This is a genomic window from Salipiger mucosus DSM 16094 (genome assembly GCF_000442255.1).
GTDB classification, from domain to species: domain Bacteria; phylum Pseudomonadota; class Alphaproteobacteria; order Rhodobacterales; family Rhodobacteraceae; genus Salipiger; species Salipiger mucosus.
In genome coordinates this window covers 138,105-161,100 of the sequence record NZ_KE557275.1, presented here as the reverse complement: position 1 = coordinate 161,100, position 22,996 = coordinate 138,105, and the positions used below count along the sequence as shown (strand labels likewise).

The 22,996-nt window shown below is 69.8% G+C and carries 19 protein-coding genes and 1 pseudogene; 16 read left to right on the top strand and 4 right to left on the bottom strand.

All coding sequences use genetic code 11. The features are described from left to right. Position 1: 1 nt before the first annotated feature. Complete coding sequence (locus tag SALMUC_RS10155; protein WP_020040488.1) at positions 2-691, bottom strand: winged helix-turn-helix transcriptional regulator; 690 nt, start codon at positions 689-691, stop codon at positions 2-4. A 212-nt stretch (positions 692-903) separates the two neighbouring features. Here SALMUC_RS10155 and SALMUC_RS10150 point away from each other — a divergent pair, with 212 nt between their 5' ends. Continuing rightward, positions 904-2,349, top strand: a complete 1,446-nt coding sequence (locus SALMUC_RS10150) for an FAD-binding oxidoreductase (protein ID WP_021120182.1) — start codon at positions 904-906, stop codon at positions 2,347-2,349. A gap of 68 nt (positions 2,350-2,417) precedes the next feature. Here the strand turns inward: SALMUC_RS10150 and SALMUC_RS10145 are convergent, their stop codons facing one another. Together SALMUC_RS10145 and trhO are read right to left on the bottom strand one after the other, a co-directional pair. Beyond that, positions 2,418-3,788 carry an aspartate aminotransferase family protein gene (locus tag SALMUC_RS10145; RefSeq protein ID WP_020040490.1) on the bottom strand — a complete coding sequence of 457 codons (1,371 nt, stop codon included), beginning with the start codon at positions 3,786-3,788 and terminating at the stop codon, positions 2,418-2,420. 82 nt (positions 3,789-3,870) lie between these two features. Continuing rightward, complete coding sequence (gene trhO / locus SALMUC_RS10140; RefSeq protein WP_020040491.1) at positions 3,871-4,806, bottom strand: oxygen-dependent tRNA uridine(34) hydroxylase TrhO; 936 nt, start codon at positions 4,804-4,806, stop codon at positions 3,871-3,873. 104 nt (positions 4,807-4,910) lie between these two features. On the opposite strand from trhO, the pseudogene pncA reads away from it, so the two are divergent. From pncA to SALMUC_RS10095, 9 genes and pseudogenes are all read left to right on the top strand, one after another. Continuing rightward, positions 4,911-5,505, top strand: a pseudogene (gene pncA, locus SALMUC_RS10135) (bifunctional nicotinamidase/pyrazinamidase). 71 nt (positions 5,506-5,576) lie between these two features. Beyond that, on the top strand, positions 5,577-7,949 hold the full coding sequence (locus SALMUC_RS10130; protein WP_020040493.1) for a hybrid sensor histidine kinase/response regulator: 2,373 nt from the start codon (positions 5,577-5,579) through the stop codon (positions 7,947-7,949). Beyond that, positions 7,886-9,175, top strand: a complete 1,290-nt coding sequence (pncB, locus tag SALMUC_RS10125; RefSeq protein WP_020040494.1) for a nicotinate phosphoribosyltransferase — start codon at positions 7,886-7,888, stop codon at positions 9,173-9,175. The genes SALMUC_RS10130 and pncB overlap by 64 nt, the downstream gene beginning before the upstream one ends. A 116-nt stretch (positions 9,176-9,291) precedes the next feature. Further along, positions 9,292-10,377, top strand: a complete 1,086-nt coding sequence (gene hisC / locus SALMUC_RS10120; RefSeq protein ID WP_020040495.1) for a histidinol-phosphate transaminase — start codon at positions 9,292-9,294, stop codon at positions 10,375-10,377. Next, positions 10,374-11,285, top strand: coding sequence for a prephenate/arogenate dehydrogenase family protein (locus SALMUC_RS10115; protein ID WP_020040496.1), 912 nt, complete (start codon positions 10,374-10,376; stop codon positions 11,283-11,285). Before hisC ends, SALMUC_RS10115 begins: the two co-directional genes overlap by 4 nt. Continuing rightward, positions 11,285-12,193 carry an extensin-like domain-containing protein gene (locus SALMUC_RS10110; RefSeq protein ID WP_020040497.1) on the top strand — a complete coding sequence of 303 codons (909 nt, stop codon included), beginning with the start codon at positions 11,285-11,287 and terminating at the stop codon, positions 12,191-12,193. The genes SALMUC_RS10115 and SALMUC_RS10110 overlap by 1 nt, the downstream gene beginning before the upstream one ends. A gap of 56 nt (positions 12,194-12,249) precedes the next feature. Then, positions 12,250-12,654, top strand: coding sequence for a VOC family protein (locus SALMUC_RS10105; RefSeq protein ID WP_020040498.1), 405 nt, complete (start codon positions 12,250-12,252; stop codon positions 12,652-12,654). Between the two features lie 97 nt (positions 12,655-12,751). Then, positions 12,752-14,155 carry a calcium-binding protein gene (locus tag SALMUC_RS28195; RefSeq protein ID WP_021120178.1) on the top strand — a complete coding sequence of 468 codons (1,404 nt, stop codon included), beginning with the start codon at positions 12,752-12,754 and terminating at the stop codon, positions 14,153-14,155. A 179-nt stretch (positions 14,156-14,334) separates the two neighbouring features. Beyond that, a complete protein-coding gene (locus SALMUC_RS10095) occupies positions 14,335-14,877 on the top strand; it encodes a hypothetical protein (RefSeq protein WP_021120177.1) in 543 nt (180 codons plus the stop codon). Positions 14,878-14,892: 15 nt separating this feature from the next. Here the strand turns inward: SALMUC_RS10095 and SALMUC_RS10090 are convergent, their stop codons facing one another. Next, complete coding sequence (locus SALMUC_RS10090) at positions 14,893-15,453, bottom strand: TlpA family protein disulfide reductase (RefSeq protein WP_020040501.1); 561 nt, start codon at positions 15,451-15,453, stop codon at positions 14,893-14,895. Between the two features lie 22 nt (positions 15,454-15,475). Here SALMUC_RS10090 and argH point away from each other — a divergent pair, with 22 nt between their 5' ends. The 6 genes from argH to SALMUC_RS10060 all read left to right on the top strand — a co-directional run bounded on the left by argH (position 15,476) and on the right by SALMUC_RS10060 (position 22,808). After that, a complete protein-coding gene (gene argH / locus SALMUC_RS10085; protein WP_020040502.1) occupies positions 15,476-16,867 on the top strand; it encodes an argininosuccinate lyase in 1,392 nt (463 codons plus the stop codon). Then, positions 16,864-17,004 (top strand): hypothetical protein, encoded by a 141-nt coding sequence (locus SALMUC_RS10080; protein ID WP_020040503.1) that lies wholly within the window; start codon positions 16,864-16,866, stop codon positions 17,002-17,004. Before argH ends, SALMUC_RS10080 begins: the two co-directional genes overlap by 4 nt. Then, complete coding sequence (locus SALMUC_RS10075; protein WP_020040504.1) at positions 17,001-17,318, top strand: DUF2834 domain-containing protein; 318 nt, start codon at positions 17,001-17,003, stop codon at positions 17,316-17,318. Before SALMUC_RS10080 ends, SALMUC_RS10075 begins: the two co-directional genes overlap by 4 nt. Positions 17,319-17,430: 112 nt before the next feature. Continuing rightward, positions 17,431-18,696, top strand: a complete 1,266-nt coding sequence (gene lysA / locus SALMUC_RS10070) for a diaminopimelate decarboxylase (protein ID WP_020040505.1) — start codon at positions 17,431-17,433, stop codon at positions 18,694-18,696. Positions 18,697-18,736: 40 nt separating this feature from the next. After that, complete coding sequence (locus SALMUC_RS10065; RefSeq protein ID WP_020040506.1) at positions 18,737-21,367, top strand: TIGR02302 family protein; 2,631 nt, start codon at positions 18,737-18,739, stop codon at positions 21,365-21,367. 94 nt (positions 21,368-21,461) lie between these two features. After that, positions 21,462-22,808 (top strand): mechanosensitive ion channel family protein, encoded by a 1,347-nt coding sequence (locus SALMUC_RS10060; RefSeq protein WP_020040507.1) that lies wholly within the window; start codon positions 21,462-21,464, stop codon positions 22,806-22,808. The last annotated feature ends 188 nt before the right edge of the window (positions 22,809-22,996 follow it).

Sequence of the window (22,996 nt, the reverse complement as noted above, 5' to 3'; positions counted from 1 at the left end):
GTCAGCTCACCAGCTTGGGCTGCGCGGCGAAGGGGCTGAGACCCAGCCATTGCTGCATCGCTGAGGCGACGCCGGGGTCGCCGTCCAGTTCGAACCGGTCGGCGGCGGCGCGCACGGTGGTGAGGCCCATCCAGACCTCGGTCATGGTCCGCAGGTCGGTGCCGACGTAGAGGTCGACGTCGAAGCCGGGATCGCTGAGGCAGAGGTCGGTGCCGCCCGAGGGCTCGACGACGAGCCACCAGAGACGCTTGGCCGGGTGCTGGTCGCTGAAGGCGAAGCGCAGCACCGTGCGCCGGTCGGGCAGGGGGCTGGGATCGAGGTTGCGGCGCATGTCCCACATGAGCAGCGAGACGTCGAGCTTTTCCAGCGAGGGGTCCGACTGAACCCATTTCTGCCCCCAGAGCCCGAAGGCCTCGACCACCGGCAGGAGATCGCGGCCGGCCGGGGTGAGCAGATACTCGACGCTCTGGCTGCCGGGCACGGGGCGACGCTCGACGATGCCGGCGGCCTCGAGCTCGCGCAGGCGTTGCGCGAGCAGGGTGCGCGACATGCGGGGCACGCCGCGGCGCAGGTCGTTGAAGCGCGAAGAGCCGGCCACCAGCTCTCGGACGAGCACCATGGTCCAGCGCGTGCAGAGGATCTCCGCCGCCATGGCGACCGGACAGAACTGGTGGTAGCTGCCGTTCGACATCGAAAGAGTCCCCTTGGGTGAATGATACCTCGTGCGGACCCATCCGATCCAGTCCTGAATCTGGACCGGCCGGTCCAGTTCCTGCACTGGCTGGCGACGGGCCGAATCGACATCCTCGAAGGCGGGACCCGGGCCGCGACCCGGCCTCCCTCCATTTTGACCCGACAGGCGAGGCGCCGGCGGTGCCCTGCGCCGGATTTGAGAGGATGACCATGGCACAGAGGATTGAACTCAATGCGCTCGACGGCGGCAGGGTGCCGATTTCCGACGAGGCGCTGGACGCGCTGGGCGCGGGCCTGCGCGGCGAGGTGGTGATCGAGGGGGCGCCCGGCTACGAGGCGGCGCGCACCATCTGGAACGGCATGATCGACCGCAGGCCGGGGCTGGTCGTCCGGGCGCTTGGCGCGGGCGACATCCGCGCGGCGGTGAATTTCGCCCGGGACAACGGGCTGCGCCTCGCGGTGCGGGCGGGGGGCCACCAGATCGGCGGGCTTGCCGTGGAAGAGGGCTCGCTGCTGCTGGATCTGTCGCAGATGCGCTCGGTCCACGTCGACCCGGAGGCGCGCACCGCGCGGGTCGAGCCCGGCGCGCTGCTGGGCGACGTCGACCGCGAGACCCAGGTGCACGGGCTGGCGCTGCCGGTGGGCGTGAACTCGACCACGGGGATCGCCGGGCTGACACTGGGCGGGGGCTTTGGCTGGATCACGCGCAAGTACGGCATGACCATCGACAACCTCATTTCGGCCGACGTCGTCACCGCCGACGGCAGCATCCTGCGGGCCTCGGAGAACGCGCATCCCGATCTCTTCTGGGCGATCCGCGGGGGCGGCGGCAACTTCGGCGTCGTGGCCTCCTTCGAGTTCCGCCTGCACGCGGTGGGCCCCGAGGTCCTGTCGGGGCTGGTGGTCCACCCCATCGCCGAGGCGCCCGCGCTGCTCAAGGAGTTCCGCGCGATCTGCGACGAGGCGCCGGACGAGCTGACGGTCTGGTCGGTGATGCGCAAGGCGCCGCCGCTGCCCTTCCTGCCCGAGGAGTGGCACGGCAAGGAGGTGCTGATCTTTGCCGCCTGCTACGCGGGCGACATGGCCGAGGGCGAGGAGGCGATGCGCGGGCTGCGGGCGCTGGGCAACCCGATCGCCGATGTCATCAGCCCGCATCCCTTCGTGGGCTGGCAGGCGGCCTTCGACCCGCTGTTGACCCCGGGCGCGCGCAACTACTGGAAAAGCCACGACTTCATCACGCTGGGCGACGGGACGATCGACACGATCCTCTCGGCGGTGAATACCCTGCCGGACCCGCAGTGCGAGGTCTTCGTGGCGCATGTGGGCGGCGCGATGGCGCGGGTGCCCTCGGGGGCGACGGCCTTTCCGCAGCGCGACGCGCATTTCACGATGAACGTGCACACCCGCTGGAGCGACCCCGCCAAGGACGAGGCCTGCATCGGCTGGGCGCGCGATCTTTTCGACCGCTGCGCGCCCGACGCGGCGGGCAGCGTCTACGTCAACTTCATGCCCGAGGACGAGGACGGCCGGCTGGGCGAGGCCTATGGCGGGAACCTCGACCGGCTGCGCGAGATCAAGGCGACCTACGATCCGGGCAACCTGTTCCGGGTGAACCACAACATCCGCCCCGCCTCGATGGCGCAGGCGGCGCAGTAGGCCCGAAAGACAAACGGCGCGGCCCGGTCCGGGTCGCGCCGCCTTGCGTTCGTGGGGTGTGACGGGCCTCAGCCCAGCACGGACTTGACCGCCTTGCCAAGCTTGCCGGCGACCTCGTCGGCCTCGGCTTGGGTCATGCAGAAGGGCGGGGCGAAGCCGATGATGTCGCCCTGCGGCATGGCGCGGGCGATCACGCCTTCCTCCAGCAGGGCCGACGCGACACGGGCGCCGACCTTTTCCGAGGCGTCGAAGAAGGCCCGCTTGTCACGGTCCTGCACGAATTCGACCGCGCAGAGCAGCCCCTCGCCCCGGACTTCGCCGACGTTGGCGTGAGCGCCGACGGCCTCGTTCAGGGCGTTCTTGAAGTAGGCGCCGACGGTGCCCGCGTTCTCGACGAGGTTCAGCTTGTCGATGAGTTCGAGGTTCGCGACACCCGCCGCGGCGCCGATGGGGTGGGCCGAGTAGGTCCAGCCGTGGCCGATGGGGCCCAGCTTGTCGGTCCCCTCCTCGAGCACCTTCCACATCTTGTCGGAGACGATGGTGCCGGACAGCGGCGCATAGGCCGAGGTCAGGCCCTTGGCGATGGTGATGAGGTCGGGCTCGATGCCGTAGTGGAACGAGCCGAACATCGAGCCCAGACGGCCGAAGCCCGTCACCACCTCGTCGGCGATGAGCAGGATGTCGTGCTTCTTCAGCACGGCCTGGATCGCCGGCCAGTAGCCCGCGGGCGGCGGCACGAGACCGCCGGTGCCCAGAGCCGGCTCGCCGATGAAGGCGCCGATGGTGTCCGCGCCCTCGCGTTCGATCAGCGCCTCGAGTTCGTCGACGCAGTGCTGCACGAAGGCCTCTTCCGACATCGAGACGTCGGCCCGGCGGTAGTAGTAGGGCGCCTCGGTGTGGATCACCTGCGCGAGCGGCAGGTCGAAGGCCTTGTGGAAGAGCTCGAGCCCGGTGAGCGAGCCGGTCATCAGGCCCGACCCGTGGTAGCCGCGCCAGCGCGAGATGATCTTCTTCTTCTCGGGGCGGCCGAGGATGTTGTTGTAGTACCAGACCAGCTTGACGTTGGTCTCGTTCGCGTCCGAGCCCGAGAGGCCGAAGTAGACCTTGGACATGTTGCCCGGCGCCCGGTCGAGCACCATCTTGGCGAGCGTGATCGAGGCCTCGGTGCCGTGGCCCACGTAGGCGTGGTAGTAGGCGAGTTCCTTGGCCTGCTCGGCGATGGCGTCCGAGATCTCGGGGCGGCCGTAGCCGACGTTCACGCAGTAGAGGCCGGCAAAGGCGTCGAGCAGCTTGACGCCGTCGCGGTCGGTGATGTGGCAGCCCGAGCCGGTCTTGATGACGCGGTTCGGAACGTTGCCGCGGGCGAACTCGGCCAGGTGGGTCGAGGGATGGAAGAAATTCTCGCGATCCCACTCGTCGAGCTGGTCGTTCCTGAGCATGGTGCCTCCTTTCATTTCGAGGCCACCATAGGCGGGCAATGGCCGCACGGAAAGGCTTGTGCCCGGTCTTTCCCTTGTTTCGTCAGCCGTCTGCGTCGAAGCCGTCCTCGGGCACATCTGCGTGCAGGTGACGCTCGCCGCGGGCCCGGGCGAGGGCGATCTGCTTCTGCCGCTCGCGGAAGCGCGCCTTGTCCTCGTCCGAGGTCTCGTCCACGCAGAGATGGCAGGCGACGCCGTGCTCGTATTCCGGGCGGGCGCGGTCCTCGGGCAGGATCGGACGGCGGCAGGCGTGGCAGAGCTCGTGCGGGCCCTCGCGCAGGCCGTGCTCGACCGAGACCCGCCCGTCGAAGACGAAACAGGACCCCTGCCAGGTGCTGTCCTGCTCGGGCATTTCCTCGAGGTATTTCAGGATGCCGCCCTTGAGGTGGTAGACCTCGGGCACGCCCTGCTGCAGCAGCCAGTTGGTGGATTTCTCGCAGCGGATGCCGCCAGTGCAGAACATGGCGATGCGCTTGTTGTGGAAGCGCTCCTTGTTGGCCTCCCACCAGGCGGGAAAGTCGCGGAAGCTCTCGGTCTGCGGGTCGACGGCGCCCTCGAAGGTGCCGATGGCGACCTCGTAGTCGTTGCGCGTGTCGATCACGGCGACGTCGGGCGAGCGGATCAGCTCGTTCCACTCGGCGGGGTCGACGTAGTGGCCGACGCTGGCGCGCGGGTCGACATCGGGCTGCCCCATGGTCACGATCTCGCGCTTGAGACGCACCTTCATGCGGGCGAAGGGCCGCTCGGTCGCGGTGGAGAGCTTCCATTCGAGGTCGGCGCAGCCGGGCAGGGCGCGGATGTGCGCCAGCACCGCGTCGATCCCGGCGCGCGGGCCCGCGATGGTGCCGTTGATGCCCTCGTGCGCGAGCAGCAGCGTGCCGGTGATCTCCTGCGCGCGGCAGAGGTCCGCCAGCGGGCCGCGCAGGGCCTCCGGGTCGTCGAAGCGGGTGAAATGGTAGAGCGCGCAGACGGTGAACATGCGGGCGCTTTACGCCGCGCGCGCGAGTCGGGCAAGCCGGCGGGCGCGGCGCCATTGACGCAGTGCGGGGGCGGTCCTACCCCTGTCGCAAAAGGAGGCTTCCCATGCACGCGCTCATCGTCGTCGACGTCCAGAACGATTTCTGCCCCGGCGGGGCGCTTGGCGTTGCGGAGGGCGACGCGGTGGTCGCGCCGATCAACGCCATGATGGGCGCGTTCGACGCCGTGATCCTGACGCAGGACTGGCATCCGGCGGGCCACAGCTCCTTTGCCAGCGAACATCCGGGCCGCGCGCCGATGGAGACGGTCGAGATGCCCTACGGGCCGCAGGTGCTCTGGCCCGACCACTGCGTGCAGGGCAGCCCCGGCGCGGCCTTTCACGCCGATCTCGACACCACGCGGGCCGAGCTGATCATCCGCAAGGGGTTCCGGCCGGGGATCGACAGCTACTCGGCCTTCTTCGAGAACGACCACGAGACGCCCACGGGGCTCGAGGGCTACCTGCGCTCGCGGGGGATCGGACGACTGACCATGGTGGGGCTCGCGACCGATTTCTGCGTGAATTTCTCGGCGGTTGACGCGGCGAAGCTGGGCTTCGACGTGACCGTGCACGAGGCGGCCTGCCGGGGGATCGACCTCGACGGATCGCTCGCGGCGGCGCGCGGAGGGGATGCGCGCGGCGGGGGTCACGCTGGCCTGAGCCTGTTGCGGCTTCCTTAACCTCCGATGGGGTAGACCCGCTCCGCAACAAGGAGCGAGGTGTATCGCCCCATGCCGCAGATCGAAGGCGCGGACCGGCCGTCACTGGCCGAATTCGAGGCGCGCGTCAGCCCGGCCGGCCGGCTCGAGCGCTATGCGCGCGGGCGGGTCCGGCATTTCCTGTCCCGGCAGGTCGCCACGCTCGCGGGGTCGCTCGCGCTGGGCCTGCTGGTGTCGCCGATGCTGGGGCTGTTCACCGCGGCGCTGGCCCTGCTGGGCGAGGCGGTGGACTGCGGCGTCCTGCGCCGCGTGCCCGCCGCGCTGGCGGCGGGCCGGTCGGTGCGCGGGCTGCGGCGGCTCACGACGTTCACGGCGGGCATCCAGGCGCTGACGATCTCGGGCTGCGTTCTGGCTGCGCAGGCGACCGCGATGGGGGGAGAGGCCTCGCTGTTCTCCTTCGCCTTCCTCGCGGCGGCGGTGCTGAACGCGGGGGTCGTGCTGACCTATCACCCTGGCGCGGCACGGGCGCGCATCGCGATCTACGCGGCGGTGGCGGTGGTCGGCTTCCTCGCCCAGATCGTCACCGGCGAGACGGGGCGCGGGCTGGTCTACGACGCGGTGGGCCTCGCGATGCTGGGGTTCATCGCGGCGGTCTTCCTGCGTTTCGTCGAGGGCGCGGAGCGCCGTCGGACCGAGGACAGCCGCCGTCTGCTCGAGGGCCAGCAGGCGCTGGCCCGCGCCAACGCCGAGCTGCGCGACAAGCAGGCCGAGGCGCGGCGGCTCGCGCTTGTGGCGCGGCACGCCAGCGACAGCATAATGCTCTGCGATCCGCGGGGCCGGATCCAATGGGTGAACGAGGGGTTCACGCGGCTGCGCGGCCATTCCGTGGCAGAGGCCGTGGGTCGTCATCCGGTCGATCTTGCGGGCCTACCCGACGGGGATCCGAGCCGCCTGCGCCGGATCGCGCGGGCCATGCTCTCGGGCGAGAGCTGGCGGGGCGAGATGCGGGGCGTCACCCGCGACGGTCGCGAGATCTGGGTGGATACGGTCGTGGTGCCCATCGCCGCGGAGGCCGGAGGGATCGAGCGGATCATCGTCACCGAACGCGACGTGACCGAGGCCCGCCACCACGCCGAGGACCTGGCCGAGGCCAAGGCGCGGGCCGAGGAGGCGGCGCGCGCCAAGGCGGCCTTTCTCGCCACCATGAGCCACGAGATCCGCACACCGATGAACGGGATCATCGGCATGGTCGACCTGCTGACCGAGACCGCGCTCACCCGCGACCAGGGACTCTATGCCGACACCATCCGCACCTCGGCCGAGGCGCTGCTGAAGATCATCAACGACATCCTCGACTACTCCCGGCTCGAGGCCGACAAGATGCCGATCGTCTCCGAGCCCTTCTCGCCCGCGGCCTGCATCCGCGACGCGATCGACCTGCTGCGCCCGCAGGCCCGCGAGAAGGGGCTGTTTCTGGACCTCTGCCACGAGGCGGCCCTGCCCGAGGCGGTGCGCGGCGACAGCGGGCGGCTGCGGCAGGTGCTCATCAACCTGCTGGGAAACGCGGTGAAATTCACCGAGGCCGGGGGTGTTACCCTCGGCACCGGGATCGCCTCGGACGAGGACGGCCACCTGCTGACACTGCGGGTCTCCGACACCGGACCCGGCATCGCGCCGGCGCGGGCGGAGCGGATCTTCGACCAGTTCGAGCAGGCCGATAATGGCAACACGCGGCCCTTGGGCGGCACGGGGCTGGGTCTTGCGATCTCGCGCCAGCTCGCGCGGCGGATGGGCGGCGACCTGACGCTGATCGACAACGAGGCGCCTGGCGCCTGTTTCGAGCTGACGGTGCGGCTGGGCCGGGCGCCGCCTGGGGCGGTGCGCGACCACCTCGACCGGCTGGGCGTTGCCGGCGGACGGGTGCCGCCGATGCGCCTGCTGCTGGCCGAGGACAACGCGACGAACCGCCTGCTGGTGCGGCGCTTCCTGCGCGACCAGCCGGTCACCATCGCCGAGGCCGCAGACGGCCGTGCCGCGACCGATGCGGTGCAGGCCGCGCCGCCGGACGTGGTTCTCATGGACATGGCGATGCCCGAGCTCGACGGGCTGGCCGCGACGCGCCTCATCCGCGAGATGGCGATCCCCCAGCCCCGGATCATCGCGCTGACCGCCAATGCCTTTGCCTCGGACCGCGCGGCCTGCCTCGAGGCCGGCATGGACGATTTCCTTGCCAAGCCGCTGCGCAAGGCCGCCCTGCTCGAGGCGCTGGCGCGCGCCGGCGCGGCGGACGGCCGGGGCAGGGCGGGCCCGGAGAAACAGGTTGGCCCTTCGCCGCCGGATGCCGTATCACCGGATCGACCCGAAGCGCACGAGGCCCCGATTTGGACATCGCGACAAGAGTCTGGAACCACAAGTGGAAGATCGACCCGATCGTCCGCTCGCTGATCGACACGGACTTCTACAAGCTGCTGATGTGCCAGTCGGTGTTCCACAATCACCGGGACATCCAGGTCACCTTCAGCCTGATCAACCGCTCGTCCCATGTTCCGCTGGCCCGTCTGATCGACGAGGGCGAGCTGCGCGAGCAGCTCGACCACATCCGCTCGCTCTCGCTGTCGCGGGGCGAGTCCACCTGGCTGCGCGGCAACACCTTCTACGGCAAGCGGCAGATGTTCCGCTCGGACTTCATGGAATGGTTCGAGAACCTGCGCCTGCCGCCCTACCACCTCGAGCGCGTGGGCGACCAGTACGAGCTGACCTTCGAGGGCAGCTGGCCCGAGGTGATGCTCTGGGAGATCCCGGCGCTGGCGGTGCTGATGGAGCTGCGCGGCCGCGCCGTCCTGCACGACATGAAGAAGTTCGAGATGCAGGTGCTCTACGCGCGCGCGACCACCAAGCTTTGGGAAAAGGTCGAACGCCTGCGCGAGGTGCCGGGCCTGCGCATCGCCGATTTCGGCACGCGCCGGCGGCACAGTTTTCTTTGGCAGGACTGGTGCGTGCAGGCCATGACCGAGGGGCTGGGCGAGGGGTTCACCGGCACCTCGAACTGCCTGATCGCCAAGAACCGTGATCTCGAGGCGATCGGCACCAACGCGCACGAGCTGCCGATGGTCTATGCCGCGATGGCCGAGGACGACGCGGCGCTCGCGCGCGCGCCCTACGACGTGCTGGCCGACTGGCACCGCGAGCATGACGGCAACCTGCGCATCATCCTGCCCGACACCTACGGCACCGAGGGGTTCCTCGAGCGGGCGCCGGACTGGCTGGCGGGCTGGACCGGCATCCGCATCGACAGCGGCGACCCGGTCAAGGGCGCCGAGACGGCCATCGCCTGGTGGGAGGCCCGGGGCGAGGACCCGCGCAAGAAGCTGGTGATCTTCTCGGACGGGCTGGACGAGGAGAAGATCCTCGACCTTTACCGGCGGTTTTCCGGGCGCGTGCGGGTGTCCTTCGGCTGGGGCACGCTGCTGACCAACGATTTCCGCGGTCTGACGGAGGACGACCGGCTCTCGCCCTTCAGCCTTGTCTGCAAGGCGGTGAGTGCGGGCGGCAACCCGACGGTCAAGCTGTCGGACAATCCCAACAAGGCGATGGGCCCGGCCGAGGAGATCGCGCGCTACAAGCGGGTCTTCGGCGTGGGCGAGCAGGAGCGGCTGGACGTCGTCGTCTGAGGCCGGGCGCCAAGAATATTCGGACGAATTTTCTTGCTGGGCGCGCGCGGTGCCGCGAAGGGTGGCGTCGGCGGCGCACGCGCTGTAGAAGGTCGCGGACCATCTGGAGGCGCGACATGGCAGGCATCGAACCGCAGCCCGGCATCATGGAAATCTCGCTCTACGTCGGCGGGAAATCCAGCGTCGAGGGCGTGTCGAACATCGTCAAGCTCAGCTCGAACGAGAACCCCTACGGCCCTTCGCCGGCCGCGCAGGAGGCCGTGCGCCGCAGCCTGCACGAGATGCATCGCTACCCGCCCACCGATCACGCCGCGCTGCGCGAGGCCATCGCCGAGGCGCATGGCCTCGAGGCCGACCGCATCATCTGCGGCGTCGGCTCGGACGAGGTGCTGCAGTTCCTGTGCCATGCCTATGCCGGCGCCGGCGACGAGGTGATTCACACCGAGCACGGCTTTGCCATGTACCGCATCCTCGCCCATGCGGTCGGTGCCACGCCCGTCGAGGTGCCCGAGCGCGAGCGCGTGGTCTGCGTGGACAGCATCCTGGAGGCCTGCACCGAGCGCACGCGCCTGGTCTTCATCGCCAACCCGAACAACCCCACCGGCACGATGATCGGCCTCTCGGAAATCGAGCGGCTGGCCGCGAACCTGCCCGAGCGGGCGCTGCTGGTGCTCGACGGCGCCTATGCCGAGTATGTCGAGGGTTACGACGGCGGGGCCAAGCTGGTGCATGCGCGCGACAACGTGGTGATGACGCGCACCTTCTCGAAGCTCTACGGGCTGGGGGGCATGCGCGTCGGCTGGGGCTACGGCCCGCGCGAGATCATCGACGTGCTGAACCGCATCCGCCAGCCATTCAACCTCTCCGGCGTGGCTCTGGCCGCCGCCGAGGCGGCGGTGCGCGACAGCGCCTACGTCGAGAAGTCGCGCAGCGAGAACACCCGCCTGCGGGCCTGGCTGGCCGAGGCACTGGCCGAGCACGGCGTGCCCTCGGATGCCTCGACCGCCAACTTCGTGCTGGCGCGCTTCGCCGATGCCGAGGAGGCCGCCGCCTGCGACACCTACCTGCAGGGGCAGGGCATCCTCGTGCGGCGGGTGACGGGCTACAAGCTGCCCGCGGCGCTGCGCATCACCGTGGGCGACGAGGCCTCGTGCCGCCGGGTGGCGCATTGCATCGGGCTGTTCAAGGCAGGTGCGCGATGAGCTATCCCCGCGTCGCGCTGATCGGGCTGGGCCTGATCGCATCGTCGATGTTCTGGGCCATGCGGCGGGCCGGCATGCAGGGCCATGTCGCGGGCTATGCGCGCTCGGCCGAGACGCGCGAGACCGCGCGCCGCATCGGGCTGTGCGACAGCATCTGCGACAGCCTCGAAGAGGTCGTGAAGGACGCCGATCTGGTGGTGCTGGCGACCCCGGTGGGCGTCATGGGCCGGGTGGCCGAGACCATCGCACCGCATCTCAAGCCCGGCGCGACCGTGACCGACGTGGGCTCGGTCAAGAAGGCCGTGATCGAGGCGGTCGGCCCGCACCTGCCCGAGAGCGTGCATTTCGTGCCCGCCCACCCCATGGCGGGGACCGAGCATTCCGGCCCCGAGGCGGGCTTTGCGCAGCTTTTCGACAACCGCTGGTGCCTGATCGTGCCGGAGAGCGCCGACGAGGCCGCGGTCGCGCGGCTCGAGGCCTTCTGGCGGGCGCTGGGCGCCAATACCGAGCGCATGGATGTCGAGCATCACGATCTCGTCTGCGCGGTGGTGAGCCATATCCCGCACCTCATCGCCTATACCATGGTGGGCGTGGCCGACGACCTGCGGCGGGTCTCGGACCAGGAGGTCATCAAGTTCTCGGCCGCCGGTTTCCGCGACTTCACCCGCATCGCGGCGAGCGATCCGACCATGTGGCGCGACGTCTTCCTGACCAACAAGGAGGCGACGCTGGAGATCCTCGGCCGCTTCACCGAGGAGCTCTTTGCCCTGCAGCGGGCGATCCGGACGGGTGACGGCGAGACCCTCTTCGACTACTTTACCCATACGCGGGAGATCCGGCGCGGCATCCTTCAGGCCGGCCAGGACACCGACGCGCCCGATTTCGGACGGATCAAGACGGAGACATGATGCGGTTCGCGGTTGCCCTGATGCTCGGCCTGACCCTTGCGGGGGCGGTCGCGGCACGGGCGCCGGAGCAATCGACACGCCCCGTCGCGCGGGGCGAGACCGTCGTGGCGGCGGATGCCGCCGAAGCGCCCGCCGCGGGGCCCGAGCGCCGTCCGCGTCTGCGGCCTGCCGAGATGTCGGGCACCCTGGCCGAGGCGCGGCTGGCGCAGGAGCTGAAGGCCGCCGGCGTGCCGGGGTTCGTGCCCGAGACGGCGGCGCTGTCGATCGCGCGGGCGCAGGCTTTTGCGACGCGCTCGCCGCAGGCGATCGGCGCCTCGCTGCGGCCCTTCCTGAGACCGCCGGCCGTGGTGCAGAAGGCCATGGCGAAACGCCGCGAGGCGCGCCGCGGCGCGGTCTGCGGCGATATCTCGATCCAGGGCGAGGCGCTGGGCTACGTCCCCGGCCGCATCGGTGGCTGCGGAATCCAGAAGGCCGTGAGGCTGCGGTCGGTCGCGGGCGTGGGCTTTACCCAGCAGCCGGTGATGGACTGCCGCACGGCGGGCGCCCTCAAGACATGGATCAATCGCTCGCTGAAACCGGCGGTCGGGCAGCGCGGTGGCGGCGTGGCACGGATCCGGGTGGCGGCGCATTACGCCTGCCGGACGCGGAACAACCAGCGCGGCGCCAAGATCAGCGAACACGGAAAGGGCCGGGCCATCGACATCTCGGGCTTCACGCTGCGCAACGGGGGCGAGGTCACGGTTCTGGGCGGCTGGGGCACCAGCCGCGACGGCCCCATGCTGCGCCGCGTCCACTCTGACGCCTGCGGGATCTTCGGCACGGTGCTGGGGCCGGGGTCGGACGGCTACCACGCCGATCACCTGCATTTCGACACGGCGCGCTATCGCGGCGGGGCCTACTGCCGCTGACGGGCTTGCATCGCGGGGGGCCGCGCCGCAGTCTTCCCCGCGGGAGGACATATCGCATGAAGCTCAAGCTGCACCACGTCAATCTCTCCACCGAGAAGGTGGAGGAGATGACCGAGTTCTACCGGCGGGTTCTCTGCCTCGACGAGACCGAGGAGGACATTCCCGTGCTGGAGAAGACCAAGGGCTATTCCGGCGACGTGGGGTTCGTCTGGGACGGAGCGGTGCAGCTGCACCTCGCGCAGAAGGACGTGCTGGCGGGCTTCAAGACCGGGCAGATCGTGAACCCGCTCGTGAAGGGCCACATCGCCTACCGCACCGACGATCTCGCGGCCTTCAAGGCGCATCTCGAGGCCGAGGGCATTCCCTACTCCGACTGGGAGAACGCCGCCGTGCAGGGCTGGCGGCAGATCTTCTTCTACGACCCGGACGGCAACATCGTGGAGGTCCACGAGGTCGGCTGAGCGCCACTGCCGTTAACCTTTGCCTTCAAGTTGACACAATCCTGGGCATGTTGGCCGCCGGGGCGCGATCCTGCGTCCCGATGGCCGGAGATGTTCCATGGATTCCCTTCTCGTCACGCCGTCGACGCTCTACCGCGTCGCCGAGGGCACGGGCGATGTCACGACGCTGATTGCCGACATGTCGGAGGTGGCGGGCACGGTGACCGACGTCGCCGTCGGGCTGGACGGTACGCTCTACCTGCTGGACTACACGACGCTCTACCGCGCCAGCCTGGCGGGGGGCGTTTTCGGGTCGGGGCCGATTGCGAGCTTTGCGGGGCAGGATGCAAACGCGCTGGCGGTGGACGAGGCGGGCCTGCTCTACGTCGGCTTCGAGAACGTCTCGGAGGTGGCCGTTGTCGATCCCGCGTCGGACGCGGTGGTGCGCACCGTCACGCTGCCCGACGGGGTCACGTCCTCGGGCGATCTGCTGGTCGAGGACGGCGTCATTCTGCTGAGTGCCGCGGGCGGCGATCTGCTGCGGCTCGACGCGGACACGGGCGCCGAGTTGTCGCGCGTCGTCTCGGGGCTGGCCGCGATTCCGGGTCTGAGCCGCGATGACGCGGGGCCGATCGGCTATACCGGCGATAACGTCTACCGGCTCGATCCCGATGCGGGCGGGGCCACCTTCCTCGCCACGCTGGGCGTGTCCGGAACGCTCCTTGGCGCCTCGCCGCTCGCGGATTTCTACAGCTTCGAGGGCACGGAGGCCTCCGAGGTGCTGCGTGGCACGCTTTTCGACGACCGGATCACGGGCGGGGCCGGTGATGACACCCTTCGGGGTTATGCCGGCGACGATGTGCTCGACGGCGGAGCGGGGGCCGATCACTTCATCGGCGGGGCCGGAGAGGACACCGTCAGCTACGAGAGCGCGTCCCGTTCGGTGCGGGTGGACCTGCTCAACGATGTCTACATGTACGGCGACGCGGTGGGCGATACATTTTCCGGCATCGAGGTCTTTCGGACCGGGGGCACCGTCGACCAGCTGCGCGGCGACAACGGGCACAACGAATTCTACGCCGGCGGGCTGTCGGACCGGCTTTACGGGCGGCAGGGCGACGACCTGCTCTTCGGCGAGGACGGGGCGGATGCCTTCTACGGCGGGATGGGCGCGGACACGATGACCGGGGGCGACCAGGAGGACCGGCGCGACCGCTACATCTACTTCAACATCGCCGAATCCCGGCCCGGCGCGGGCAACCGCGACGTCATCACCGATTTCGTCTCCGGCGAGGACCGGATCGAGATCAGACGGTTCGACGCGGACACGACGCAGGGCTTCAAGCAGGCCTTCGACTTCGTGGGCATCGAGGGCCTCAGCGGAACGGCGGGCGAGCTGGGCTACCGGCACGAGGGCGGCAACACGATTGTCGAGGCGGACGTCGATGGCGATGCAATCGCCGATTTCGAGATCCAGCTGACGGGCATCATGGACCTGACTGCGGACGATTTCCTGATCTGACGCGACGGGTCCTGTCCCGTCCGTGATGCCGGAACGGAAACGATTCGACGAGGCGGACAGCATTGTTGGCCCGGCCTGGTGATATGTGGCCGAAATCCGGCAAATCTCTTGCTTTGCGTCAATTTTTCGACACATTCGGCGGCGTGGGTGGGGGCCCACTTGCCGGAGGTCGCGTCGTGATGCGCCGTGTTGCCGTCCTGCTTGCCGCCCTGGCAGTCGCCGGGGCCGCGCGTGCCGATATCGCCTGGCAGACCATGCGCATGGCGCCGGGCTCGCTCATGGTGATCGAGGACGAGGACGGCGGCGTCGTCAGCCATGTCGCGCGCGGGCGCGAAGGCGGGCTTTTCCGCTTCGACACCTACGAGGGGCGCGAGGCCCGGGTGGTCTTTGCCGGCAGCTACTACACGACCCAGCGCGGCGAGGTGGTGCGCGAGGTCTCGGCCGGGGGCGCGGTCACGCGGTTCGAGCCCTTCCGCTGCGCACGGACGGCGGGGGTCTGCGATTACGTCATCCTGCATCCCGAGGGCTTCCGCGAACTGCGCCGCCGGGTGACGCTGGAGACGCCCGGCGGCCTTGCCTGGAAGGAATGGGGCCTCGACGGGCGGATCGCGACCGGGGCGCTGGAGCTGGACCGCATCGGCGCGGCGCTTTCGGGATGGCGGCGCGATCACCGGAGCGGTCGCCGCATCCGGTCACGACGAATCCTGATGGCGCTGCGCTGAGCGCGGGCGCCGGGATCAGCCCCCGGCGCCGATCAGCGCCCCGATCACCGCGCGCGCCTCGTCCGAGGCCCAGTCGGCATCGCCCTGAAGGCGCGCGACTTCCTCGCCTTCGGGGTTCAGGATCACGGTGATCGGCAGGCCCAGCACGCCCATCTCGCGGGCGAGCGCCGATTTGGGGTCGCGGTGGAGCGGCAGGTTGTCGACGGCGATCTCGTCGAAGAAACTCGTCATGGCGGGCTTGGGGTTGCGCCCGGCCGCGACGGTCACGACCTCGAAATCCTCGCCGCCCATGTCGGTCTGAAGCTGCGCCAGGGCCGGCATCTCCTCGCGGCAGGGGGCGCACCAGGTGGCCCAGAAATTCACCAGCACCCATTTCCCCTGCCAGTCCTCGAGCGTCAGCGGGTCGCCGTCGAAGGACTCGAAGGCATTGGTGCCGGCCGGTTTCGCCTCGGCGTGGAAATTGAGCTTCTTCATGTCACCGTCGCGCAGCGCCTGCGCGGCCTCGACATCGGCATGGGCCGGAATTGCAAGGACCGTGGCGGCGGTATAGAGGAGCGCGAGAGCCAGTTTCTTCATCTTCCCTCCGGAAAGGCAGAGCATGACGGACAAGACCTCGAACCAGATGTGGGGCGGCCGCTTTGCCGCGGGGCCGGATGCGATCATGGAGGCGATCAACGCCTCCATCGGCTTCGACAAGCGGCTCGCGGCGCAGGACATCGCCGGCTCGAGAGCCCATGCCGACATGCTGGCCGCCACGGGCATCCTCAGTGATAGCGATGCGGCGGCGATCAAGGAAGGGCTGCTCACGGTACTGTCAGAGATCGACGACGGGCGCTTCGTCTTCTCGACCGCGCTGGAAGACATCCACATGAACGTGGAGGCGCGGCTCAAGCAGATCGTGGGCGAGCCCGCGGGCCGGCTGCACACCGCGCGGTCGCGCAACGACCAGGTGGCGACGGATTTCAAGCTGTGGGTGCGCGACCAGCTCGACGCGGCCGAGAGCGGGCTGCTGGCGCTGATGCGCGCGCTCGTCGGCCAGGCCGAGGCGGGGGCCGACTGGGTGATGCCGGGCTTCACCCACCTGCAGACCGCGCAGCCGGTGACATGGGGCCACCACATGCTGGCCTACGTCGAGATGTTCGCCCGAGACCTGAGCCGGGTGCGCGACGCGCGGGCGCGGATGAACGAGAGCCCGCTGGGCTCGGCCGCGCTGGCGGGCACCGGGTTCGCCATCGACCGGCACATGACGGCCGAGGCGCTGGGCTTCGACCGGCCGACGGCCAACTCGCTCGACGCGGTGAGCGACCGCGACTTCGCGCTCGAGTTCCTGTCGGTGGCCAGCATCTGCGCGATGCACCTGAGCCGCTTCGCCGAGGAGCTGGTGATCTGGTCCTCGGCCCAGTTCCGCTTCGTGACGCTCTCGGACCGGTTCTCGACCGGCTCCTCGATCATGCCGCAGAAGAAGAACCCCGACGCCGCCGAGCTGATCCGTGCCAAGATCGGCCGGATCTTCGGGGCGAACGTGGCGCTGATGACGGTGATGAAGGGGCTGCCGCTGGCCTATTCCAAGGACATGCAGGAGGACAAGGAGCAGGTCTTCGACGCCGCCGACAACCTGATGCTGGCGCTGGCCGCGATGGAGGGCATGGTGCGCGACATGTCGGCCAACCGCGAGGCGCTCGAGGCGGCCGCCGCTTCGGGCTTTTCCACCGCGACGGATCTCGCCGACTGGCTGGTGCGCGAGACCGGGCTGCCCTTCCGCGAGGCGCATCACGCGACCGGCGCGCTGGTGGCGCTGGCCGAGCAGAGGGGCTGCGATCTGCCGGACCTGACGCTCGAGGACATGAAGGGCGTTCACGATGCCATCACCGAGGGTGTCTTCGACGTGCTCGGCGTGCATAATTCCGTGGCGAGCCGCACGAGCTACGGGGGCACGGCCCCGGTGCGGGTGCTCGAGCAGGTGACGCGCTGGAAGGAGACCCTGGGATGAGACCACTTCTCGCGATCTGCGTGCTGGGACTGCTGGCGGCCTGCGGCGCCGACGGCGAGCCGGAGCGGCCCGAACCCCGGCGGCCGATCGACATTTCGGTGAGCGGCACCGCGGAGATCGGGATCCACAGCCCGTGAGCCCGCGGCTGCGGCATCTCTGGCTGGTGCTGGCGGCCTGGGGCGCGGTGCATCCGATGTACTGGTTCATCACCTGGCTGGCGGGCAACGGCTGGGACCTGGGCGGAATGATCGACGCCTGGTACGTCAATGCCTCGACCACCGGGCTGACCTGGGACCTGACCATCGCGGCGGTGACGCTGACGCTGTGGATCCTGGCCGAGGTGGCCCTGCGCCGCAACTGGGTGGCGCTGCTGGCGATCCCGGCGACCTTCTGCATCGGGGTGAGCTGCGGCTTTCCGCTCTACCTGTGGTTCCGGTCGCGCCCGGTCTGACGGCGCGCGGCGCCGAGGGCGGGTTTGCGTATTTGGAACAAGAAGAAGCCGGGGGACTGGCGTGATCGCCGCCCCTGCGCTATCTGCGGCGCCGAAGGAAGCGGAGGCCGGCTTGGACCATTTTCTCTATCGTGACGGGCAGCTCTATGCCGAGGACGTGCCCGTGGCCGAGATCGCGGCCACGGTCGGCACGCCGTTCTACCTCTATTCGACGGCGACGCTGCTGCGGCACTTCCAGCTTTTCGACGAGGCGCTGGCCTGGGGGCCGCACCTGGTGTGCTACGCGATGAAGGCGGCGAGCAACCAGGCGATCCTGCGCACGCTGGCCGAGGCGGGCGCGGGCATGGACGTGGTCTCGGGCGGGGAATACGCGCGGGCGAAGGCCGCCGGCGTTCCGGGCGAGCGAATCGTGTTTTCCGGCGTCGGCAAGACGCGCGAGGAGATCCGCATGGCGCTGGAGGGCGGCATCCGGCAATTCAACGTCGAGAGCGAGCCCGAGATGCGGGTGATCTCGGAGGTGGCGGTCTCGCTGGGCGTGGAGGCGCCGATCACGGTCCGGGTGAACCCGGACGTGGACGCCAGGACCCATGCCAAGATCGCCACCGGCAAGAGCGAGAACAAGTTCGGCATCCCGATCTCGCGAGCGCGCGAGGTCTATGCCGAGGCGGCGGCGCTGCCGGGTCTGAAGGTGGTGGGCATCGACGTGCACATCGGCTCTCAGCTGACGGACCTCGAGCCCTTTGCGCTGGCCTACCGCAAGGTGGCCGAGCTGACGGAGGTGCTGCGCGGCGACGGGCACGAGATCACGCGGCTGGACCTGGGCGGGGGCCTCGGGATTCCCTACACGCGCAGCAACGAGGCGCCGCCCCTGCCGGTGGAGTACGGCGCGCTGATCGAGCGCGAGCTGGGGCACCTGGGCTGCGAGATCGAGATCGAACCGGGGCGGCTGATCGCGGGCAACGCGGGGGTTCTGGTCTCGGAGGTGATCTACGTGAAGCAGGGCGAGGGGCGGGATTTCCTGATTCTCGACGCGGCCATGAACGACCTGATCCGCCCGGCGATGTACGACGCGCACCACGACATCGTGCCCGTGGTCGAGCCCGAAGCGGGGGCCGAGCAGGTGCCCTACGACGTGGTGGGCCCGGTCTGCGAGAGCGGCGACACCTTTGCCCGCGGCCGCACGATGCCGACGCTGTCGGCGGGGGATCGCGTGGTCTTCCGCTCGGCGGGCGCCTACGGCGCGGTGATGTCGAGCGAGTACAATACGCGGGCACTGACCCCCGAGGTCATGGTGAAAGACGATCAATTCGCCGTCATTCGTCCGCGACCGTCCTTTGACGACATGATAAAGCGCGATACGCTGCCCGAGTGGCTGTAGGGCATCCTCCCGGCGGCCACCCGGACCGCAGGGAGACCCCATGGCCTCGACCGAGCCCGACCGCGCCGACATCCTGACACCCATCAAGTGGCCGCTGCGCCTCACGCTCTGGGGCATGGCCGCCGAGCGGATCACGCGGGCCTTCTGGCCGTTGTGGTCGGTGCTCATCGCCGCGCTGGCCATGCTGATGCTGGGCGTGCAGGACCTTGTTGCGGTGGAATGGGTCTGGGCCGGGGCCGCGGTCTTTGCGGGCGGGGCGCTCTGGGCGCTGTGGTACGGGGTGCGGCGCCTGCACTGGCCGCGCCGGGCCGAGGCGGTGGCGCGGCTCGACGGGACGATGCGCGGCAACCCGATCCAGGCCGCGATGGACGACCAGGCCGTGGGTGCGGGCGACATGGGCTCGCATGCCGTCTGGGTCGCGCACCAGGCGCGGATGCGCGCGCGGCTGGCCAGGGCCCGCGCGGTCGAGCCCGACCTGAAGGTCTCGCGCGCCGATCCCTTCGCGCTGCGCTACGTCGCGCTGCTGGCGCTGCTGGTGGCGCTGGTCTTCGGCTCGTTCCTGCGGGTCTCCTCGGTGACGGCGATGGGGCCGAGCGGCCCGGATCTCGCGGCGGGGCCCGCGTGGGAGGGCTGGATGGAGCCGCCGGGCTATACCCGGATGCCGGCGGTCTACCTCAACGACATCACCGCGCCCGGCATCGACGTGCCCGAGGGCGCGCAGATCACGCTGCGCATGTACGGCGAGGTGGGCGCGCTGAGCGTCGAGGAGAGCGTCTCGGGCCGGCCGCTGGAGAACGAGGAACAGGCGCAGGAGACGGCGCAGGAGTTTGCCGTGGTGCGCTCGGGGCGGCTGGCGGTCGAGGGGCCGGGCGGCCGCGCCTGGGAGATCGCGATGACGCCGGACGCGGCACCCAGCGTGGCGCGCGAGGGCGAGATCGAGGTCAGCTACGAGGGCGAGGCGCAGATTCCCTTCACCGCGCGTGACGACTACGGCGTCGTGGCGGGCACGGCGCGGATCACGCTGGCGCTGGACGAGGTCGACCGGCGCTACGGGCTGGAGATCGCGCCCGAGGAGCGCGCCGCGATCGAGGTGCCGCTGCCCATGCCCATCGCGGGCGACCGGGCGGAGTTCACCGAGACGCTGGTGGGCAACTTCTCGGAGCATCCCTGGGCGAACCTGCCGGTGCGGTTGAACCTTACGGTGCAGGACGAGGCCGGGCAGACCGGCGAGGACGCGGGCGAGGTGATCACGCTGCCCGGGCGGCGGTTCTTCGATCCGCTGGCGGCAGCGCTGATCGAGCAGCGCCGGGCGCTGCTGTGGAACCGCGAAAACGCGGACGATATCTCGCAGATCCTGCGGGCGGTGCGGCACCGGCCCGACGACATCTTCCGCTCGGCGGTGCATTATCTGCGGATGCGCACGATCCTGGCGCGGCTCGAGGATTTTGAGGCGCAGGGCATGACGCCCGAGCAGCAGGACGAGTTGGCGCAGGCGATGTGGGATCTCGCGCTGATCCTCGAGGAAGGCGATCTTGCCGACGCGCTGGAGCGGCTGCAGCGGGCGCAGGACCGGCTGACCGAGGCGATGAAGAACGGCGCCTCGGAGGAGGAGATCGCCGAGCTGATGCAGGAGCTGCGCGAGGCGACCGACGACTACCTGCGCCAGCTGTCGCGGCAGCAGCAGCAGAACCCTGACCAGAACCAGGACATGGCGCAGAGCCAGAACTCCATGGAGATGAGCCAGAACGACCTGCAGCGCATGATGGACCGCATCCAGGAGCTGATGGAGCAGGGCCGCATGGCCGAGGCGCAGGAGGCGCTGGAGCAGCTTCGGCAGATGATGGAGAACATGCAGGTCACCCAGGGCCAGGGGCAGGGCCAGTCGCCCGGCGAGCAGGCCATGGACGGCCTTGCCGAGACGCTGCGCGACCAGCAGGGCCTGTCGGACGAGGCCTTCCGCGACCTGCAGGAGCAGTTCAACCCCGGTCAGCAGGGGCAGAACGGCCAGCAGGGCCAGCAGCAGGGTCAGAACCAGGGCCAGCAGGGGCAACAGGGCCAGGGCCGCGAGGGCCAGCAGGGCCGCGACGGCGAGGGCCAGCGGCAGGGCATGGGCCAGGGCTCGGGGCAGCAGCCGGGGCAGGGCCAGCAGGGCCGGGGCGGCGAGCAGTCGCTCGAGCAGGACCTGGCCGACCGCCAGCAGGCGCTGCGCGACGAGCTGAACCGCCAGCAGCAGAACCTGCCCGGCGCCGGCACCGAGCCGGGCGAGGCCGCGCGCGAGGCGCTGCGCCGCGCCGAGGAGGCGATGGAGGGCGCCGAGGAGGCGCTGCGGCAGGACGATCTTCCGGGGGCCATCGACGACCAGTCACAGGCCATGGAGGCGCTGCGCGAGGGCATGCGCAACCTCGGCGAGGCGCTGGCGCAGCAGGGCCAGCAGCAGAACCAGGGCGCGCAGGGGCAGGCGCAGGGCACGAACCCCGGCCAGCAGCGCGATCCGCTGGGGCGCAACGCGGGCTCGAACGGGCAGCTCGGGACCGACGAGACCATGCTGCAGGGCGAGGACGTCTACCGCCGCGCGCGCGAGCTGCTGGACGAGATCCGGCGCCGCTCGGGCGAGGGCGAGCGCCCCGAGGAAGAGCTGGAATACCTCGAGCGGTTGCTCGAACGCTTCTGAGCCGCGTCGTCGCGGGACCCGGGGCCGGACGGACGGTCTTGCCCCCGGTTCCGCGGCGGTGCAACTCTGGCGACATGATCGCGCGCGACCTGTCATGAACCCGCATCCGCCGGACCAGCAACCTCCGCTCGAGTTGTTGCAGGCCATGCTGCAGGATCTTCTCCACTGGGGAGATTTCTACCTGCAGATCCTGACGCGCGAGTGGAACCTCTACCAGCTTCTGATTGCCGCGGGGCTCTTCGCGCTGGCGCATGTCATCGCGGCCGGCGTGCGGCCGCGGTTCCACGACTGGCTGCGCGGGCGGGACGGCTGGCCGCGCTGGCGGTTGCGGGTGCTCATCATCGTGCATCGCCGCATGCGGATGATCGTCTACGTCGTGCTGCTGTGGCTGGTGGTGCTGGCGATGCGGGAATGGACATGGCCCTCGCGGTCCTATGTCCTCGCGATCATCGCGCAGCTGGCCACGGCCTGGCTCTTCGTGACCTTCGCGACGCGGCTGATCGGCAACGCGCTGCTGCGCAGCCTCGTGCGCTACGGGGCCTGGACCTGGGTCACGCTCGAGATCCTGGGGCTGACCGACGAGACGCAGACGCTGCTGGACGGGATCGCCGTGTCGCTGGGCGAGGTGCGCCTGTCGGCCTGGCTGCTGGTGCAGGCGATCGTCCTGGTGGCCGCGCTCATCGCGCTGGCGCGGTTCCTGTCGGTGACCTCGGCCGAGCGCATCCGGCGCAACGCCGAGATCTCGCCCTCGATGCAGGTGCTGGCGGTCAAGATCCTGCAGGTGGTGCTCTACGGCGCGGCCTTCTTCCTGGGGCTGCGGCTGGTGGGCGTGGACCTGACCGGCCTCGCGGTGCTTTCGGGAGCCATCGGCGTCGGGCTGGGCTTCGGCCTGCAGAAGGTGGTGTCGAACCTCGTGTCGGGCGTGATCATCCTGCTCGACAAGTCGATCAAGCCCGGCGACGTGATTTCGCTGGGCGAGACCTTCGGCTGGATCAACAGCCTGGGCGCGCGCTATGTCTCGATCACCACGCGGGACGGCAAGGAATACCTGATCCCGAACGAGGATCTGATCACCGGGCAGGTGGTGAACTGGTCGCATTCCAACGATTTCGTGCGGCTCGACATCTATTTCGGCACGGCCTACGGCGACGATCCGCATCTCGTGCGCCGGGTCGCCATCGAGGCCGCCAAGGGCGTGACCCGCGTGCTGCACGACCGTCCGCCGGTCTGTCATATCGTGGGGTTCGGGGACAGTTCGGTCGACTACATCCTGCGGTTCTGGATCTCGGACCCGACGGGCGGGCTCACGAATATCCGCGGCAACGTCTACCTCGCGCTCTGGGATGCCTTCCGCGAGAACGGCATCTCGATCCCCTTCCCGCAGCGCGAGGTGCGGGTGCTGAACGAAGGGTTCGGGACAGGCGACCTGCCCGGCGAGTGAGCCGTGCCGTGGGGTGGGTGGAGGGCTCCGCCCTCTTCGCCTGCGGCGAATTCACCCGGCGTATTTTCGGAAAGATGAAAGGTCAGCGGAGCTCGACCGAGACGCGGGCGGCGTGGCCCCCAGCTCCTGGCGCCCGCGCCCGGCCCCGGCTTCACCACCCTCTCCGTCATCGACGCGCGGGGCCACGC

Coding starts and splice junctions, on each gene's coding strand:
- SALMUC_RS10155 (WP_020040488.1), bottom strand. CDS start 691: ATGTCGAACGGCAGCTACCACCAGTTCTGTCCGGTCGCCATGGCGGCG.
- SALMUC_RS10090 (WP_020040501.1), bottom strand. CDS start 15,453: ATGAAGAAACTGGCTCTCGCGCTCCTCTATACCGCCGCCACGGTCCTT.
- trhO (WP_020040491.1), bottom strand. CDS start 4,806: ATGTTCACCGTCTGCGCGCTCTACCATTTCACCCGCTTCGACGACCCG.
- SALMUC_RS10110 (WP_020040497.1), top strand. CDS start 11,285: ATGCGGTTCGCGGTTGCCCTGATGCTCGGCCTGACCCTTGCGGGGGCG.
- SALMUC_RS28195 (WP_021120178.1), top strand. CDS start 12,752: ATGGATTCCCTTCTCGTCACGCCGTCGACGCTCTACCGCGTCGCCGAG.
- argH (WP_020040502.1), top strand. CDS start 15,476: ATGACGGACAAGACCTCGAACCAGATGTGGGGCGGCCGCTTTGCCGCG.
- SALMUC_RS10060 (WP_020040507.1), top strand. CDS start 21,462: ATGAACCCGCATCCGCCGGACCAGCAACCTCCGCTCGAGTTGTTGCAG.
- SALMUC_RS10115 (WP_020040496.1), top strand. CDS start 10,374: ATGAGCTATCCCCGCGTCGCGCTGATCGGGCTGGGCCTGATCGCATCG.
- SALMUC_RS10105 (WP_020040498.1), top strand. CDS start 12,250: ATGAAGCTCAAGCTGCACCACGTCAATCTCTCCACCGAGAAGGTGGAG.
- SALMUC_RS10130 (WP_020040493.1), top strand. CDS start 5,577: ATGCCGCAGATCGAAGGCGCGGACCGGCCGTCACTGGCCGAATTCGAG.
- SALMUC_RS10095 (WP_021120177.1), top strand. CDS start 14,335: ATGCGCCGTGTTGCCGTCCTGCTTGCCGCCCTGGCAGTCGCCGGGGCC.
- SALMUC_RS10080 (WP_020040503.1), top strand. CDS start 16,864: ATGAGACCACTTCTCGCGATCTGCGTGCTGGGACTGCTGGCGGCCTGC.
- hisC (WP_020040495.1), top strand. CDS start 9,292: ATGGCAGGCATCGAACCGCAGCCCGGCATCATGGAAATCTCGCTCTAC.
- SALMUC_RS10150 (WP_021120182.1), top strand. CDS start 904: ATGGCACAGAGGATTGAACTCAATGCGCTCGACGGCGGCAGGGTGCCG.
- SALMUC_RS10065 (WP_020040506.1), top strand. CDS start 18,737: ATGGCCTCGACCGAGCCCGACCGCGCCGACATCCTGACACCCATCAAG.
- SALMUC_RS10145 (WP_020040490.1), bottom strand. CDS start 3,788: ATGCTCAGGAACGACCAGCTCGACGAGTGGGATCGCGAGAATTTCTTC.